The 14,734-nt window shown below is 74.2% G+C and carries 16 protein-coding genes and 1 other RNA gene; 10 read left to right on the forward strand and 7 right to left on the reverse strand.

What is annotated here, in order from left to right; translation table 11 throughout:
* The first annotated feature begins 49 nt into the window (after positions 1-49).
* The 3 genes from BUE29_RS11175 to BUE29_RS22820 are packed head-to-tail and all read left to right on the forward strand — an operon-like array spanning position 50 to position 3,053.
* Positions 50-1,219, forward strand: coding sequence for a Nif3-like dinuclear metal center hexameric protein (locus BUE29_RS11175; protein WP_073390160.1), 1,170 nt, complete (start codon positions 50-52; stop codon positions 1,217-1,219).
* Entirely contained in the window at positions 1,216-1,953 is a 738-nt protein-coding gene (locus BUE29_RS22815; protein ID WP_073390163.1) for a zinc ribbon domain-containing protein, read from the forward strand. Before BUE29_RS11175 ends, BUE29_RS22815 begins: the two co-directional genes overlap by 4 nt.
* Positions 1,950-3,053, forward strand: coding sequence for a bifunctional RNase H/acid phosphatase (locus BUE29_RS22820; protein ID WP_073390165.1), 1,104 nt, complete (start codon positions 1,950-1,952; stop codon positions 3,051-3,053). The genes BUE29_RS22815 and BUE29_RS22820 overlap by 4 nt, the downstream gene beginning before the upstream one ends.
* On the opposite strand, the gene BUE29_RS11190 is transcribed toward BUE29_RS22820, so the two are convergent.
* Both BUE29_RS11190 and BUE29_RS11195 read right to left on the reverse strand, forming a co-directional pair.
* Positions 3,033-4,280 (reverse strand): SLC13 family permease, encoded by a 1,248-nt coding sequence (locus BUE29_RS11190; RefSeq protein ID WP_073390168.1) that lies wholly within the window; start codon positions 4,278-4,280, stop codon positions 3,033-3,035. The genes BUE29_RS22820 and BUE29_RS11190 overlap by 21 nt on opposite strands.
* Positions 4,281-4,302: 22 nt before the next feature.
* Positions 4,303-4,818, reverse strand: a complete 516-nt coding sequence (locus tag BUE29_RS11195) for a VOC family protein (protein ID WP_073390171.1) — start codon at positions 4,816-4,818, stop codon at positions 4,303-4,305.
* Between the two features lie 37 nt (positions 4,819-4,855).
* Between BUE29_RS11195 and BUE29_RS11200 the strand changes: the two genes are divergently transcribed.
* The 3 genes from BUE29_RS11200 to BUE29_RS11210 all read left to right on the forward strand — a co-directional run bounded on the left by BUE29_RS11200 (position 4,856) and on the right by BUE29_RS11210 (position 6,483).
* Complete coding sequence (locus BUE29_RS11200; protein ID WP_073390173.1) at positions 4,856-5,356, forward strand: GNAT family N-acetyltransferase; 501 nt, start codon at positions 4,856-4,858, stop codon at positions 5,354-5,356.
* A 27-nt stretch (positions 5,357-5,383) separates the two neighbouring features.
* Positions 5,384-5,772, forward strand: an RNA gene (gene rnpB, locus BUE29_RS11205) — RNase P RNA component class A.
* A 324-nt stretch (positions 5,773-6,096) separates the two neighbouring features.
* Positions 6,097-6,483 carry a hypothetical protein gene (locus BUE29_RS11210; protein WP_073390176.1) on the forward strand — a complete coding sequence of 129 codons (387 nt, stop codon included), beginning with the start codon at positions 6,097-6,099 and terminating at the stop codon, positions 6,481-6,483.
* Positions 6,484-6,487: 4 nt separating this feature from the next.
* Here BUE29_RS11210 and BUE29_RS11215 read toward each other — a convergent pair whose 3' ends face one another.
* Both BUE29_RS11215 and BUE29_RS11220 read right to left on the reverse strand, forming a co-directional pair.
* Positions 6,488-7,261: a heavy metal-binding domain-containing protein gene (locus BUE29_RS11215; protein ID WP_073391088.1), complete on the reverse strand. Its 774-nt coding sequence runs from the start codon at positions 7,259-7,261 to the stop codon at positions 6,488-6,490.
* A 29-nt stretch (positions 7,262-7,290) separates the two neighbouring features.
* Positions 7,291-8,169, reverse strand: a complete 879-nt coding sequence (locus BUE29_RS11220; RefSeq protein WP_073390179.1) for a hypothetical protein — start codon at positions 8,167-8,169, stop codon at positions 7,291-7,293.
* Positions 8,170-8,208: 39 nt separating this feature from the next.
* Here BUE29_RS11220 and BUE29_RS11225 point away from each other — a divergent pair, with 39 nt between their 5' ends.
* Positions 8,209-8,499, forward strand: a complete 291-nt coding sequence (locus tag BUE29_RS11225; protein ID WP_073390182.1) for a hypothetical protein — start codon at positions 8,209-8,211, stop codon at positions 8,497-8,499.
* 33 nt (positions 8,500-8,532) lie between these two features.
* On the opposite strand, the gene BUE29_RS11230 is transcribed toward BUE29_RS11225, so the two are convergent.
* On the reverse strand, positions 8,533-8,904 hold the full coding sequence (locus BUE29_RS11230) for an ATP-binding protein (RefSeq protein ID WP_084180968.1): 372 nt from the start codon (positions 8,902-8,904) through the stop codon (positions 8,533-8,535).
* A 218-nt stretch (positions 8,905-9,122) separates the two neighbouring features.
* On the opposite strand from BUE29_RS11230, the gene BUE29_RS11235 reads away from it, so the two are divergent.
* Both BUE29_RS11235 and BUE29_RS11240 read left to right on the forward strand, forming a co-directional pair.
* On the forward strand, positions 9,123-10,121 hold the full coding sequence (locus tag BUE29_RS11235) for a glycerate kinase (protein WP_073390187.1): 999 nt from the start codon (positions 9,123-9,125) through the stop codon (positions 10,119-10,121).
* A gap of 317 nt (positions 10,122-10,438) precedes the next feature.
* The gene (locus BUE29_RS11240; protein WP_084180969.1) at positions 10,439-10,996 is read left to right on the forward strand and encodes a histone H1-like repetitive region-containing protein; all 558 of its coding nucleotides are present in this window, start codon (positions 10,439-10,441) and stop codon (positions 10,994-10,996) included.
* A 100-nt stretch (positions 10,997-11,096) separates the two neighbouring features.
* Here BUE29_RS11240 and BUE29_RS11245 read toward each other — a convergent pair whose 3' ends face one another.
* Both BUE29_RS11245 and panB read right to left on the reverse strand, forming a co-directional pair.
* Positions 11,097-11,582, reverse strand: a complete 486-nt coding sequence (locus tag BUE29_RS11245) for a universal stress protein (protein WP_073390191.1) — start codon at positions 11,580-11,582, stop codon at positions 11,097-11,099.
* A 137-nt stretch (positions 11,583-11,719) separates the two neighbouring features.
* Entirely contained in the window at positions 11,720-12,565 is an 846-nt protein-coding gene (gene panB, locus BUE29_RS11250) for a 3-methyl-2-oxobutanoate hydroxymethyltransferase (protein ID WP_234971421.1), read from the reverse strand.
* Between the two features lie 252 nt (positions 12,566-12,817).
* Between panB and BUE29_RS11255 the strand changes: the two genes are divergently transcribed.
* Positions 12,818-14,638 carry a CocE/NonD family hydrolase gene (locus BUE29_RS11255; RefSeq protein WP_084180970.1) on the forward strand — a complete coding sequence of 607 codons (1,821 nt, stop codon included), beginning with the start codon at positions 12,818-12,820 and terminating at the stop codon, positions 14,636-14,638.
* The last annotated feature ends 96 nt before the right edge of the window (positions 14,639-14,734 follow it).

Consider the following 14,734-nt stretch of genomic DNA (forward strand, 5'->3'; position numbering starts at 1 on the left):
CAAGCTGTGCGGCGCCGGGGTGCCGCGGAACGCGAGGTAGGTTCGCCGCGTGCCCCGCCTCGCCGACCTGACCGCCGTCCTCGACGCGTGGTTCGACCCGCGGTGGGCGGAGTCGTGGGACGCGGTAGGACTCGTCTGCGGCGACCCCGACGAGCCGGTCGAGCGCGTCCTGCTCGCCGTCGACGCGGTGCCCGCCACCGTCGCCGAGGCCGTCGGCCTCGGCGCGCAGCTGCTCGTGACGCACCATCCGTTGCTGCTGACCGGCGTGCACGGCGTCCCGGCCGACGACCCCAAGGGTGGCCTCGTCCACCGCATGATCCGCGGCGGGGTCGCCCACCTGGTCGCGCACACCAACGCCGACGTCGCGTCCCCGGGCGTGTCGGACGCGCTCGCCGCCCGCTTCGGACTGCGCGACCTGCAGCCGCTCGACCCGCAGCCCGGGCCGGCGCTGGACAAGCTCGTCGTGTTCGTCCCGACCGCCGAGCGCGAGCCGATGATCGACGCGCTCGCCGCCGCCGGCGCCGGCCGGCTGGGCGACTACGACCGCTGTGCCTGGTCGAGCGAGGGGGACGGGACGTTCCGCCCGCTCGCCGGCGCGCACCCGACGCTCGGCGCCGTCGGCGAGATCGAGCGGGTCGGCGAGTCCCGCGTCGAGATGATCGTGCCGAGCGACGCCCGGGCCTCGGTGGTCGCGGCGCTCCGCGCGGCGCACTCCTACGAGGAGCCGGCCTTCGACCTGCTGCCCATGGCGCCGATCCCGGGCGCGCGCGGGACGGGGCGGGTGGGCGAGCTGGCGGCGGGCAGCACGCTGCGGGAGTTCACCGAGCGCGCGGCCGCGGTGCTCCCGCCGACCGCGTGGGGCGTCCGCGCCGCCGGCGATCCGGACCGGCCGGTGCGCCGGGTCGCGGTGTGCGGGGGGTCCGGCGGCGGTTACGCCGATCTCGCCCGCGCCGCCGATGCCGACGTGTTGCTCACCGCCGACCTCAAGCACCATCCGGTCGTCGAGGGCGTCACGGAGCGCGGACCCGAGGCCATGGCGCTCGTCGACGCGGCGCACTGGGCCACGGAGGCGCCGTGGCTCGACGACGTCGCGGCGGCGCTGCGCGGCCGGTTCGGCACTACGGTGGACGTCCGGGTGTCGCGGCTCGTCACCGACCCGTGGACGATCCACGCGGCATCGCCCGACCTGCCCGAACGAGGGAGCACGAAGAGCACGTGAACGCCGACCCCGCCACGCAGCTGCGGCTGCTCGACCTGCAGGCCGCCGACACCGCGCTGTCGCAGCTGGCGCACCGCCGCCGCACGCTGCCCGAGATCGCCCGGATCGCCGAGAAGGCCACGGCGGCGGACGCCGTCCACACCGAGGTGATCGACGCGCAGACCGCCGTCGCCGACATCGAGCTCGAGCAGACCCGCCTCGAGAACGACGTCGAGACGGTGCGCGCACGCACCGCCCGCGACGACGCGCGGCTGCAGGCCGGTGGCCTGCCGTCGCGCGAGCTCGAGGGGCTGCAGCACGAGATCGCGACGCTGGCCCGCCGCCAGTCGAACCTCGAGGACGAGCTGCTCGACGTCATGGAGCGCGCCGAGGCCGCGCAGGCCTCGCTCGCCGACGCCTCGTCGCGCCACGACGCGCTGGTCGCCGAGCAGCGGGCGCTCGAGGGCGAGCGCGACGCCGCGTTCGCCGACATCGACGCCGCCGCCGCGCAGCGCTCGCCCGAGCGCGCCGCGATCGCCGGCGAGCTGCCGGCCGACCTGGTGGCGCTGTACGAGAAGGCGCGCGCGCAGAGCGGCAACGGCGCCGCCCTGCTGCGGCAACGGCGCTGCGAGGGCTGCCGCATCGAGCTGTCCGGCAGCGACCTCGCCGCCGTCGGCAAGGCGGAGCCGGACGCGGTCGTGCGCTGCGACAACTGTCGCGCCATCCTCGTCCGTACCGCCGAGTCGGGACTGTGAGCGCGGGCGGCGTCGAGCACGTCATCGTCGAGGCCGACGGCGGGTCCCGCGGCAATCCCGGCCCGGCCGGTTACGGCGCGGTGGTCTTCGACGCCGCGTCCCGGGCCGTCCTGGCCGAGGAGTCGGACGCCATCGGTGTCGACACCAACAACGTGGCCGAGTACCGCGGGCTGATCGCCGGACTGCAGGCCGCGCACGCGCTCGGAGCGCACCGCGTCGACGTCCGCATGGACTCCAAGCTCGTCGTCGAGCAGATGTCGGGTCGGTGGTCGGTCAAGAATGCCGTGCTGCAAGGGCTCTCGCGCGAGGCGCAGGCACTGCGGCGCGGCTTCGACGAGGTCACCTTCGGGTGGATCCCGCGCGAGAAGAACAAGCACGCCGACCGGCTCGCGAACGAGGCGATGGACCGCGCGGCGGGCAGGACGCCGAAGCCGGCCCGGACCCCGGTCGTGGCCGCGCCGGCCTGGGTGCCGCCGGCCGGGCCGCCGACCCGGCTCGTCCTGGTCCGCCACGGCTCGACCGTCCACTCGGCCGACAAGCGCTTCTCCGGTCGCAACGACCTGCCGTTGAACGACGCCGGGCGGCGGCAGGCGGCCGCGCTCGCCGGCCGCCGGTACGGCCAGGTCGCCGCCGTGGTCTCCTCGCCGCTGCGACGGGCGGTCGAGACCGCCGAGGCCGTCGCCGGCCCGCTCGGGCTCGCGGTGCGGATCGTCGACGACCTCGTCGAGACCGACTTCGGCGCGTGGGAGGGGCTGACGTTCGCCGAGGCGCGCGAGCTGGACCCGGCCGCGCTCGACGCCTGGCGGGCGTCGCCCGACGCCGCGCCGCCCGGTGGCGAGTCGTTCGCGGCCGTCGCGCGGCGCGTCCGCCGTGCTCGCGAGGAGGTCATCGGCGCGCACCCGGGCGGGACCGTCGTCGTCGTCTCGCACGTCACGCCGATCAAGACGTTGGTGCGGCTGGCGCTGGACGCCCCGCCCGCGGCGATGTTCCGGCTGCACCTCGACACCGCGTCGGTGTCGACCGTCGACTACTGGGACGACGGCAACTCCTCGGTGCGGCTCGTCAACGACACCGCACACCTACACCCCGACGGCGTGTAGCGCGACCCACAGCGCGGCCGTCGCCGCCACCACCAGGACGGGCACGGTGAGCAGGCCGAGCCGGTGGAACTCCCCGGCGCGCGGCTTGTCGTCGGCGGGCAGGAGCCGCCGCCACAGCAGCGTGGCCAGCGATCCCGGGTACGTGGCGTTGGGCCCGACGTTGACCCCGATGAGGACGGCGAGGACGAGCGCCGGGTTGCCGGTGACGACCGGCAGCAGGGCGAGCGTGGCGGGCAGGTTGTTCACCGCGTTGGCGAGGACGGCGGCCAGCGCGGCGAGCGCCAGCAGCGCGACGAAGGACGTCCCGGACGGCACGAGGTCGGTCAGCGCGTCGTGCAGCCCGTGCCGCGTCACGCCGTCCACCACGACGGCGAGGGCGAGCACGAACGCGCAGAAGCCGGGGGAGGCCTCGCCGACCAGCCGCCACGGGTGCACGTCACGTCCCCGCAGCCGGGGCACGAGCAGGGCGACGCAGCCGGCGAGCGCCGCCCACGCCGGCGCGACGTCCACCGCGGACGCGACCACGAACGACGCCACGGTCGCGGCGAGGACGACCAGCGCGTACCGCGGCGGCGGGGGGACGTCGTCCGGGCGGGCGGCCGCGCGCCCCGCGAGGTCGCCGCGGAAGAACACCCGCAACGCGAGCCACTCGCCCGCGCACATCACCAGCCACGGCAGCAGCATCAGCGCGCCGAAGCGCCCGAAGGACAGCCCGGCGGCACCGAACGCGAGCAGGTTGGTGAGGTTCGAGACCGGCAGCAGCAGCGAGCCGCTGTTGGCGAGCCGGGTGCACGCGTAGGCAAACGGCCGCGCCGGAACGGCGAGCCGCGCGGCGGTGGCGAGCACGACCGGCGTCAGCAGGACGACCGTCGCGTCGAGGGTGAGAGTCGCCGTCGTCGCGGCGGCCAGCGCCACCACCATGCCCAGCAACCGCGGCGGGTCGCCCCCGCTCAGCCGGGCGGCCGTCGCGCCCAGGTAGGTGAAGACGCCGGCCTCGGCACAGAGGTGACCGAAGACCAGGATCGCGGCAAGGAACGCGACGGTGGGCCCGAAGCCTCGCAGCGTGTCGAGCGCGGCGTGACCGGGCACGATCCCGAGGAGCACGACGAGCACCGCCGCCGGCACCGCGACCGCGGCCTCGGTGATGCCGCGGGGCCGCAGCACCGCGAAGCCGAGCGAGAGCACGAGCAGGACGGCGGCGACGACCTCGGCGGTCGCGCCGGTCATCAGACGCGCTGCGGAACGGGCATCAGAGCAGCTCCGCGCCCTCGAAGTGCCCGAGCACCTCGCGGTAGAGCTCGATGCCCATGCCGTTGGGGTCGCGGAAGTACAGGCTGTCGTCGGCGCCGCGATCCGGCCCGAGGTAGTCGACGCCGGCGTCGGTGAGCTTCGTCCGCGCCGCCTCGAACTGCTCGGAGGTCACCGAGATCGCGAGGTGCTGCAGGGCGCCGATCGTCTCGCGGTACGCCTCGTGCTCGTGCCCGGGGAAGTCGAAGAAGCCGAGCAGCGTGGCGTTGCCGAGGTCGAAGAAGAAGTGGCTCGAGCCGGCGTAGTCGCGGTTCTCGACGAGCTCGACCAGCGGGAAGCCGAGGAAGTCCTGGTAGAAGCGGATCGTCTCCTCGACGTCGGCGCAGACGAACGCGGCGTGGTGGAGGCCGCGGGCGGTACTGGCCGGCCGCTCCGCGCGCGGCCGCAGGTATCGCTCGCGCAGCTGCTCGCGGCGTTCGCGGACGGCGGCGAGCTCGGCACCGCTCGGTTGGGGCATGGGCAGAGCGTATCCAGGTGCGCCGCACCGTACGGTCGTGACCGTGATCGTCGCCCTGGCCGCCGAGCGGGTGGACGAGGTCCACGCGTTGCGCGTCGAGCTGCACCGGCACCACGCCGCCATCACGACGCCCCCGGGATGGGTGCCCCGGGACGAGGAGGACGCCTGGCGGAGCTGGCGTGCGAGGGCGGCCCCGCTGCTGCACGAGGGTGTGGCGGCGCTGTTCGTGCACCGCGCTTCGGCCGCCGCCGAGCCGGACGGGATGGCGCTGGTGACGATGCTGCCCGCCGCCGAGCTCGCGCGCCCCGTCCTCGGTGCCACCGGCGAGCACGCCGAGCTGCTGACGCTCGTGGTGCGGGCGCGCGCGCGGAGCGCCGGGATCGGCGCGGCGCTGTACGAGGCGGCGGCCGGCTGGGCCCGCGACCGCGGCGCGGTGGTCATGCACGTCGACACCCGGGCCGGCAACGTCGACGGCCTGCGCTTCTACGAGCGGCAGGGCGCGCGCCCCGCGTTCACCCAGCTGATGCAGCCGCTGTGAGCGCCGTATAGTGCGCAGCGCGGCGGACGAGCCGACCGGACGGCCGCGTCACGAGTGATCGTGCCGAGGAAAGTCCGGACTCCACAGGGCAGGGTGGTTGCCAACGGCAACCCGGGGCGACCCGCGGGACAGTGCCACAGAAAACAGACCGCCCGGGTGCGTGCACCCGGGTAAGGGTGAAACGGCGGTGTAAGAGACCACCAGCGCGGCGGGTGACCGCAGCGGCTCGGTAAACCCCACCCGGAGCAAGGTCAAGAAGGACCGGTTCGCCGGTCCGCGCAGGCGTTCGAGGGCGGCCCGCCCGAGCCTGCGGGTAGACCGCTCGAGCCTGTCGGCGACGGCAGGCCTAGATGGATGGCCGTCACCCGGCACCTCGGTGCCGGGCACAGGATCCGGCTTACAGGTCGACTCGTCCGCCGCCCTGACCCCACGCGGCGGTTCGACCTGCACCGACGTGGCCAGGACCGCGGTGATGCAGGTCGAATCGTTGCGGCCAACGAGGAGCGCGGACACGTCCTCAGCGTGCGGCGCGAGGAGTTCGAGGCGCCGATGATCCGCTCCAGCAACGACGACGTGGACGAGGTAGCCGAGAAGGCGCGTGACGTGCTCGTCGCGGACCGCGAGCAGGACGAGATCTGAGCGGGCCGACGATGCCTCGCAAACCGGGGAGACCATCCGAGGTACGTCCTGCGTGACCGATGCGGATGCACGTGTCGCGGCCGGTGGCAGGATCGACAGCCGTGACCGACAGCGAGCTCGCCGAGCTGGTGGTCGCGCTCCGGGCGCGCACCGACGTCGCGGCGCTGGGTGGAGCCGTGGCCGAGCTGCTCGCCGCGGTGCTGCCGGCCGACATGGTCGAGGTCGCCCGGTCGGGGTCGTGGCGCGAGCGTAGGGCGGGGCGCGGCCGTCTCGAGCGCGTCGGGGTGACGGCGGGGGAGCGCAGGCTGGTGCTGGAGCTGGCCGGTGGGACCACCCAGGGCTGGGAGCACCACGTCGTGCACGGCGTCACCATCGCTCGGCACCGGCGCGAGCTCGACGACTGGCTGCGACGTCTCGCCGAGCTGCTGTACCACCGGGCCCGGGACGACGAGAGGGCGCGCGCCGCGCTCGAGCACTTCCTGCGGTAGAGCCTCAGTCGGCCAGCGGCAACACCAGCGAGGGCGACTCCACCTGGTGGTCGTCGTGCAGGGAGCGGACCGCCGTCCCGATCGCGAAGAACTCGGTGGTGTGGCCGCCCCAGCGGTGTGGCAGCGCCCGCAGCTCCACGCCGACGATGCCGTCGGCCGCGAGCGCGTCGGCCTCGGCCTGCATCCGTCCCGCGGCGAGCTCGCGGGCCTCGTACATGGCCTCGGTGAGCTGGGGGATCTCGGTGTTGCGGCCGAACGAGCCCAGCTTCTGCCACCCCGACTGGTGGGCGACGTGGTAGACGCACGTCCCCATGACGAGTCCCAGCGGTGCGTACCCGGTCCGCAGCAACGTCCAGAAGTCCTGCCCCGACAGGTCGGACGTGAAGGGGCCGCCGGCGTCGGTGCGCCAACGACCGCCGGCCTCGTCGGAGATCGCGGTGCCCACGGCCAGGAACTCGGCGAGGTCCCCACCGGTCTCGTGGAAGCGGATCTCGAGGCGGACGCCGACGATGCCGTCGGCGTGCAGCACCTCGGCCTCGGCCGTCATCCGGGCCATCGCGAGCTCGCGGGCGTGGTACATCGCCTCGGACAGCGTGGTGAGTTCCATGTTCTTCGTCCACCGGCCGCGTTGCAGCCCGACGTGGTACACGCTCGACCCCATCACCAGGCCGAGCGGTCGGAAGCCGGCCTCGCGCACGAGCAGGAACTCGTTGACCGACAGGTCGGAGGTGAAGACGGGCCGGCCGGCGCCCGAGGGCGGCCGGGCGAGGCGGCGCATGGCCTGCTCGGGAAGCGACGTCGGTTCGGTCACCGCGCCACTGCCGACACGTCGACGAGGGGGAGCACGGGCCGCGCCGCGATGCCGCCGGACCGCACGGCGAAGCGGGCCAACGAGCTGCCCCATGCCACCGCGAACGAGAGCCGGTCGGTACGCCCGATCAGGGTCAGGCACTCGACGCGGTGGGTGTGCACCGTGATCGGTGCGACGAGCACGCCGTCCGCCCCGACCAGTCGTGCCGCGACCCGCAGCCGCTCGCGGACCGACGCGCGCAGCTGGTTGGTCAGGTCGGTGAAGCCCGGGATCTCCAGGTTCCTGCGCCGTGCGTCGCGAGCCTGCACCAAGGCGTCGAGCTGCTCGACGTCGGCATCCTCGTGCCGGACCGCCACCTGCGCGGTGACGTGCAGGTCGACCGGGGCCCACCCGGTGCGCATCGAGCCCGCGACGTCGGCGGCCGACAGCGCGGTGAGGAACGGACGCGCGGGCCGGACGGCCGACCGGGCCCACACCGCGGTGCCGGCGAGCACGACCTCGCGCAATGCCCCGTCGCGACGCTCGATCGAGACGGTGACGCCGACGGCGCCGTCGGCGTCGCGCGCGACGACCTCGGCACGCAGCCGGTCGACGGCGGTGCGCAGCGAGAGCTGCTCGCGTTCGGGGAACGGGACCGCGGTGCCTTGGAGCAGCGCGCCGCCCAGCCGGACCGGGGCGGTACCGCCGCCCCGGTGACCGCAGGACGCGTGGTGGGGCGGCGCCACGGTCGACGCGACGCAGCCGAGGACCTCGCCGACCGGATCCAGGCCGACGCCGCGCAGGGCGGCGACGTCACCCACCGGCCCGAGCGGCCCGATGCCGTCGCCGAGCCGGGCGGCCCGGCGGCGGGCGGAATCGGGGGGCCGCAGCGGCATGTGCGCAACATACGCCGACGGGCGGGGCACGCTCACGGCGTGAGCAACCTCGAACGGACCGAGTGGATCGTGGTGCGCCCCGAGGGCGGTATCGCCGGCGGCCGACTCGCTCCCGGGTACGAGGGGCAGTGGCTACGCCGGGACCAGCTCGGCGCCGTCGACGTCCTCGAACTCGGCGGCCCGCAGGGCCCGGTGCGCGCCTACCCGACCGAGGAGATCGAGCTGAGCCCGGCCGGTGACATCGCGCAGGTGTGGCGCGTCAGGGGCGACACGGGCGCGGACGCGCGCGAACACGGGCTCGACTCGCCGGACCACGGACCGCCGTCCTGACGTGTCGGTCGGCGGCGCGCGGCCACCGCCGCGTCACCGATCGCAGTCGAAGGAGCAGCGCGTGCTGTCGGTCAACGAGAACCGACCCCAGACGGTCTTGTGCCCGTCGCCGGGAGAGACACCCCACTCGGTCGTCAGGGCCTCGACGATCTGCAGGCCGCGTCCGGAGGTGGCCGAGGGCGGCGCGGTGACCCGGTGGGGCACGCCGGGGGCGTCGTCGGTCGTCGCGACGACGACGTCGAAGCGGTGGGCGATCATCGACAGTGTCAGCTCGTGGGCGTCGGCACGGACGCAGTTGGTGACGAGTTCGGAGACCGCGAGGCCGGCGTCGTCGACGACAGCGGTGTCGATGCTCGGATAGAGCTCGGTGAGCTGCTCGCGGATCCAGTCGCGGGCATCGCGCACCGCCAGGGGTTCACAGCGGATCGCAGTGCGGATGGTGCGGCACATGCGTTCCCTCTCAGCTCAGTTCGTTGGGTGACCGGCGGACGGCGGACGACGGACTTCACCCCGGCCGTCGCCGGAAGGCCTACCCACCTCGCGACCCACCGACACGCCGCAGTGACCACGGGATCGCCCCACCGCAACTGGACGGGAACGGTGCCGCCTGGTCAGGTGGAGCGATGCGCGTGCTGGCGGCCCTCGACAAGTTCAAGGGCACGGCCTCGTCCGCGGATCTCGGCGCGGCGGTGGTGCGGGCCGCGCGCGCTTCCGGCCTGCCAGCGTCGGCGGTCGCGCTGTCCGACGGCGGGGACGGTCTGCTCGCCGCCTTCGGCGGGGCCGAGCGCAGCACCGCGGTCACGGGCCCGCTCGGCACGACGGTGTCGGCCCGGTGGCGCCTCGACGGCACCGTGGCGGTGATCGAGAGCGCGACGGCCTCCGGCCTCGTCCTCGCCGGCGGCGCCGACGGCAACGATCCGATGACGGCGACGTCGCGCGGCACCGGGCAGCTGATCGAGGCCGCGGTGTCGACGGGCGCGCGTGACGTGATCGTCGGGCTCGGCGGCAGCGCCTGCACCGACGGCGGGCTGGCCGCCGTGCGGGCACTCTCGACCGCGACCCTGCGCGCGATCGCGTCCGGCGAGGTCGTCCTCGTCGTCTGCTGTGACGTGGTGACGCGGTACGTCGACGCGGCGGTCGAGTTCGCACCGCAGAAGGGTGCGACGGCCGAGCAGGTCGTGCTGTTGACGCGCCGGCTGCGAGAAGCCCGCACCGTGCTGCGGGAGCGACTGGGCGTCGACGTCGACGACCTGCCCGGTGGTGGCGCCGCCGGCGGACTCGGGGGTGGTCTCGCCGCGATCGGCGGCCGGCTGCGACCCGGGTTCGACGTCGTCGCCGAACGCACCCGCCTCGCCGCGTCGGTCGCGGCCGCCGATCTCGTCGTCACCGGCGAGGGCCAGCTCGACCGATCGTCGTTCGCCGGCAAGGTCGTCGGTGGTGTCGCCGCCCTCGCGGACGCGGCGGGGACGAAGGTGGCCGCCATCGTGGGATCGGTCGCCCCCGGCACACCGCCGCCGCCCTTCGCGACGGTGTCCCTCGTCGCGCGGTTCGGCACGGACGCGGCGTTCGCCGACCCCCTCGGCTGCGTCGAGCGGGCCACCCGCTCGCTGCTCGCGCCGTGACCCGCTCCGGCGATCCGGCATCCCGTGCTATCCGTACGGGGACGTACGTATGGGCGATGCGCCGGATGAAGCCCAGATCCGTCGAAATCACGTGCGCTCGACCACGAGATCGAACGGAGGACGACGTCACGAAGAAATGCTTGCTGTACAAGGGAATCGTCGGGCTTCTCGTGATGCTGGCCGCGGCGGTCGTCCAGGTGGCGCGACGCGGCCGCCGAAACGCACCGGCGCGCCGAGTTGACGTGGACGTGCCGACTTCGTCAACTTTGTTGCAGCGACGGACCGATTCGTCGACAGCCGCCGAGGAGGCACACCGTATGACCGCACCTGCGAAGAAGGCTCCGGCCAAGAAGGCCGCAGCGAAGAAGGCGTCGGCCAGGAAGGCGGCCGCAAAGAAGACGTCGGCCACCAAGGCCGCGAAGAAGACCGTGGCGAAGAAGGTGGGTGCCGCGAAGAAGACCGTCGCGCGCGCGGCCAGGAAGACGGCGGCGAAGAAGACGGCGGCGAAGAAGACGGCGGCGAAGAAGACGGCGGCGAAGAAGACCGCGGCGAAGAAGACCGCGGCGAAGAAGACCGCGGCCAAGAAGACGGCGGCGAGGAAGACGGCGGCGAGGAAGACGGCGGCGAAGAAGACCGCGGCGAAGAAGACCGCGGCGAAGAAGACGGCGGCGAAGAAGACGGCGGCGAAGAAGACGGCGGCGAAGAAGACCGCCGCGAGGAAGACCGCGGCGAAGAAGGCGACGCCGGCCCGCAAGGCGGCGGCCACGAAGACGGCCGCGAAGAAGACGGCCGCGAAGAAGACGGCCGCGAAGAAGACGGCCGCGAAGAAGACGACGCCGGCCCGCAAGGCCGCCGCCAAGCGAAGCAGCCGCTAGGTCACAGCACGCACCGGATCGCCGGTGCACCCGGGCAGCACGTGGTCACGCGTGCCGGCCCGCGTGCGCCGGCGATCCGTCTCCGGGACCGGTCGGCGCGTCAGCCGGCGTTCGGCGGCAGGGCCTCGCCGTGGACGACCGTCACCGGGCAGTGGGCGTGCTCGGCGCACGCGCTGCTGACCGAGCCGAGCAGCAGTCCGGTGAAGCCGCCGTGCCCCCGGCTGCCGACGACCAGCATCCGCGCGTTCCTGCTGGCGTCGATGAGCGTGCGCGCCGCGCCGCCCTGTTCGACCTCGGCGACGACGGGAACCGGCGGGTGGTCGCCCAGCACCTCGCGGATCGTGCTGGTCAGGGTCTGGAGCGTGTCCTGCTCCGGGGCCCAGTCGACCGTCCCGGTGATACCGCCGGCGGCCGCCCATCCCGCCGGCTGCTGCCACGTCGAGATCGCGTGGACCCGACAGCCCAGCGTCTCGGCGAGGAACACCGCCCAGCGCAACGCCATTTTCGACGGCGGCGCACCGTCGATCCCGACCACGACCCGGTCGGGAGTGGGCTCGGTCGCGGTCGCTCGTTCCGGCGCGGTCATCGCTGCGGTCCTCCTGCGAGTGTCGATGGGGTGGACCGGTGTCGGTCCACCCCATCGAGCGTCGCGCGGCGCCGCGGCGGCGAGCAGGGCCGTTGGTGCGAGCGGCACCCGGGACCTTCGACCCGGTGCCGTGCGCGTCAGCTGTACTCGTGCTCGGGCGCGGGGTACGCGCCGGAACGGACCTCGTCGCCGAAACGGGTGGCGGCGTCGCGCAGCACGTCGCCGACGGCCGCGAACTCCTTGACGAACTTGGCGGGCTTGCCGCCGCCGCGCAGGCCGGCCATGTCCTGCCACACCAGCACCTGCGCATCACACCCCGGGCCGGCGCCGATGCCGACGGTGGGCACGTGCAGCGCCCGCGTGACCTCGGTCGCGACCTCCGACGGGACGACCTCCATGACGACGGCGAAGGCACCGGCCTGCTGCAACGCCTTCGCGTCCTGCAACAGGCGGTGAGCGGCCTCGTCGCCGCGACCCTGCACGCGGTAACCGCCGAAGGCGTTCACCGACTGCGGCGTCAGGCCGATGTGGGCCATGACCGGGATGCCCGCGCCGACCAGCGCCTCCACCTGCGGCGCGACCCGCGCGCCGCCCTCGAGCTTGACGGCCTGCGCGCCGCCCTCCTTCAGGAAGCGGGCGGCGCTCTCGAGCGCCTGCTGCGGCGAGGCCTGGTACGAGCCGAACGGCAGGTCGGCGACGACGAGCGCGCGCGACGTGCCGCGGACCACGCCGCGGACGAGGGGGAGCAGCTCGTCGATCGTGACCGGGACCGTGGTGTCGTAGCCGTAGACCACGTTGGCGGCGGAGTCGCCGACGAGCAGCACCGGCACACCGGCCTCGTCGAAGACCCGGGCGGTGGAGTAGTCGTACGCGGTGAGCATCGGCCACCGCTCGCCGCGGTCCTTGGCCAGTTGCAGGTCACGGATGGTGATCCGCCGGTTGGCGACGCCGCCGTAGAGGGCCGTCGTGCTCGGTGCAGCCATCACTTGCCTCATCTCTTCCTCGAGGCCGGACGATGCCGGTCCCCGGGCGTGTAATGCGGACGACACAATGCTGCAACGTCCGCGTCGCCACGTCATCCCGCCGGCGTTGAGACACCCGTCACGGCCGGGCGAACCACCCCCGTCCGGGCGTCGACCCGACGCGCGCGTGCCCGCCGGGCGTGACGGGTGGTAACTCGGGCGCGGCCGGCTCGTTGGGGGAGGCAGACATCGCCGTCCCCGCGAGGAGATCCCGTGCCCGTTGCGCGTCGCCGAAACCGGGTCCGCTCCCTGCCGCTCGTCGGGCTGCTCACCACCGTGGTCGCGACGGGTGCCGCCGTCGCCGTGACCGCCGACCCGGCCGGTGCCGCCGCCGGCTACACCGTGACGTCGCTGCACTTCGCGGTCGGCGTCGGGCCCGGCCGGGCCCAGCGCTGCGACGTCGTCGGTGACCTCTACCTGCCGAGCGCTGCGTCGGCGACCAAGCGGGTGCCGGCGATCCTGACCACCAACGGGTTCGGCGGTTCCGCGGCCGACCAGGCACCGTTCGCCGAGCAGTACGCGCGCACCGGCTACGCGGTGCTGTCGTACTCGGGGCTCGGCTTCGGCGGGTCGGGCTGCAAGATCACGCTCGACGACCCGGCCTATGACGGCATGGCCGCGAGCCAGCTCGTGAGCTACCTCGGCGGCGCGGCCGGCATCGCCTACACCGACGCCGCGCACACCACGCCGGCGCCCCGACTCACCGCCGTCGTCCACGACGCGAAGGACCACTCCGGGAAGGCGCGGCGTTACGACCCGCGGGTCGGCATGTGGGGCGGCAGCTACGGCGGCCAGATCCAGTTCGCGGCCGCGTCGGTCGACGCCCGCATCGACGCCCTGAACCCGCAGATCACCTGGAACGACCTGTCGTACTCGCTGGGCCCGAACAACGTGCGGCCCGCCGAGTCGGTCACCACCGCCGCCCCCGGTGCCACCAAGCTGACGTGGGGGGTGCTGTTCTCGACCGTCGGCGTCCTCGACGGCGCGCAGTACGCGAAGGACGATCCCGGTCGCCTCGTCGGCTGCCCCAACTTCGCCGACTTCGTATGCCCCGCACTCGTGACCGCGGGCACCACCGGCTACTTCCGGCCCGACGACGTCGCCGCGCTGCGGCACGCGTCGGTCGCGAGCTACGTCAAGCGGATCCGGGTACCGGTGCTCCTCGACCAGGGGCAGACCGACACCCTGTTCAACCTCGGCGAGGCGGTGGCCACCTACACGGCGTTGCGTCGGCAGGGGACGCCCGTCAGCATGCTGTGGCGCGAGCAGGGGCACTCCGGCGGCACGCCGTCCGCGGCCGGTGCGGCCTACGAGGACGCCCGCATCCGCGCCTGGTTCGACCACTACCTCGCCGGGAAGGGCGGCACGACCGGATCGCGCTTCGCCTACTACCGCGACTGGACGGGGACGTTCGCCGAGGCGGCCGCATACCCGGTCGGCGCGACCCGCACGTACTACCTGTCCGGCGACCACGTCCTGCAGTCGACACGCTCGGCCGTGACCGCCGGGGCGCAGCGTTTCGTCACGACGGCGGCCGGCGCGCCGACGGGGCTGGCCGACCCGGACGCGCTCGGCGGCCGGCTCCCGGCCGGCACGCCGATCGACCTGCCCGACGAGGACCTCCCCGGCACCACCGCGAGCTGGCAGACGGCGGCCCTGGCCCGCCCCGCCGACGTCGTCGGATCGCCCACGGTGACGGTCCGCGTCGCCGCACCCACGGCCGCGGCGACGTCGGCCGCCGGCCCCGCAGGGCAGCTCGTGCTCTTCCCCAAGCTCTACGACGTGGCCCCGGACGGCACCGCCGCGCTGATCAAGAACCTGGTGGCCCCCGTCCGCATCGCCGACCCGACGCAGCGTCAGCGGGTGACCCTGCCGGCGATCGCGCACCGCTTCGCCGCCGGGCACCGCATCCGGTTGGTCATCGCGGGCGGCGACGTCAACTACCGCGGCGGGCTCGCCGCGCACGCCGTCACGATCACCGGGTCCACCGCCGACACGCTCGCCCTGCCCGTCGTGGGACGACGTGACGGGTGATGTGAGAAAGCTGCGAGGCCGGGGCCGTCGTCGGTGGCCTCCGGCAGACTGGGACGTCGTGGAGCACGACAGTCGGCGGCGGGGTTTCGGAGGTTC

Origin of the sequence: Jatrophihabitans endophyticus (assembly GCF_900129455.1) — a bacterium.
Taxonomy (GTDB): domain Bacteria; phylum Actinomycetota; class Actinomycetes; order Mycobacteriales; family Jatrophihabitantaceae; genus Jatrophihabitans; species Jatrophihabitans endophyticus.